Here is a 1431-nt window from a genome sequence, read left to right as displayed (position 1 = left end):
GGTCGTGTCCCCGGACGTGGTGTAGGTCCTCGGCGGTAGCAGGCTCGCTCGCGAAGCGCGCCCCCCAATGGGCGCCGTAGCGAGTGAGCGGGGCTGCGGTGGTCATCCACGATCTTCGGTAGGGTTGGGTTGCATAGCTCAACCTGAACCAAGGAACCGTAGATGACCGACGAGATGATGGCCCTGCGCGGGCTGATGGAGAAGAGCCCCGACGCCGATTTGCTGCGCGAGATGATCGGCTTCGCCGCCGGGCGGCTGATGGAACTGGAGGTGGGCGGCCTGACCGGGGCGGCGCACGGGGAGAAGAGCCCGGATCGGCGGGTCCAGCGCAACGGCTACCGCGACCGGGACTGGGAGACCCGGGCCGGGACGGTGGAGCTGCGCATCCCCAGGCTGCGCAAGGGCAGCTATTTCCCCGGCTTCCTGGAGCCGCGGCGGCTGGCGGAGAAGGCGCTGACTGCGGTGATCCAGGAGGCCTACATCCAGGGCATCTCCACCCGCTCGGTGGACGATCTGGTCAAGGCCATGGGTATGAGCGGCATCTCCAAGAGCCAGGTATCCCGGCTCTGCGAGGAGATCGACGAGCGGGTGCACACCTTCCTGGATCGGCCGATCGAGGGCGACTGGCCCTATGTCTGGATCGACGCCACCTATCTGAAGGTTCGCCAGAACGGGCGCATCGTCTCGGTGGCGGTGATCATCGCGGTAGGCGTCAACAGCGATGGCCGGCGCGAGGTTCTGGGCATGGACATCGGCGTCTCCGAAGCGGCGACGTTCTGGATCGAGTTCCTGCGCAAGCTGACCCGGCGCGGCTTGCGCGGCGTCAAGCTGGTGATCTCCGACGCCCATGAGGGCATCAAGGCCGCTGTCTCCAGGGTGCTCTCCTGCACCTGGCAGCGTTGCCGCGTCCACTTCATGAGGAACGCGCTCGCCCACGCCGGCAAGACCCAGCGCCGGGTGGTCTCCGCCTTCGTCGGCACCGCCTTCGCCCAGGACGACGAGGCCGCCGCCAGGGCGCAATGGCGACAGGTGGCCGATCAGCTGCGGCCGCGCGTGCCCAAGCTCGCCGGCTTCATGGACGCCGCCGAGACCGACGTCCTGGCCTATATGGCCTTCCCCAAGGAGCACCGCACCAAACTGCACTCCAACAATCCGATCGAGCGGCTCAACGGCGAGATCAAGCGCCGCACCGAGATCGTCGGCATCTTCCCCAATGAACAGGCCATCGTTCGCCTGGTCGGCGCCATCCTGCTCGAACAGAACGACGAGTGGGCCGTCCAGCGGTCACGCTACATGACAGTGGAAACGCTCGCGCCGTTGAGCGATGATCCCCTCGTCAGCCTGCCCGCCGTGGCCGTCTGATCAACCCGGCCCCGCCGGAGAACGCGGTGACCACACCGCCGCAGTTACACCACGCGGTGGGACACGATC

The 1431-nt window shown here is 67.3% G+C and carries 1 protein-coding gene; it reads left to right on the top strand.

Annotated features, from left to right (window positions below; genetic code table 11):
• The first annotated feature begins 162 nt into the window (after nt 1-162).
• Nucleotides 163-1362, top strand: coding sequence for an IS256 family transposase (locus CHU93_RS00645; RefSeq protein WP_094472294.1), 1200 nt, complete (start codon nt 163-165; stop codon nt 1360-1362).
• Nucleotides 1363-1431 lie beyond the last annotated feature (69 nt).

This window comes from Sandarakinorhabdus cyanobacteriorum, assembly GCF_002251755.1.
GTDB classification, from domain to species: Bacteria; Pseudomonadota; Alphaproteobacteria; order Sphingomonadales; family Sphingomonadaceae; genus Sandarakinorhabdus; species Sandarakinorhabdus cyanobacteriorum.
The sequence above is the reverse complement of the archived record's forward strand: the minus strand, read 5'-3'. Positions and strand labels throughout refer to the sequence as shown.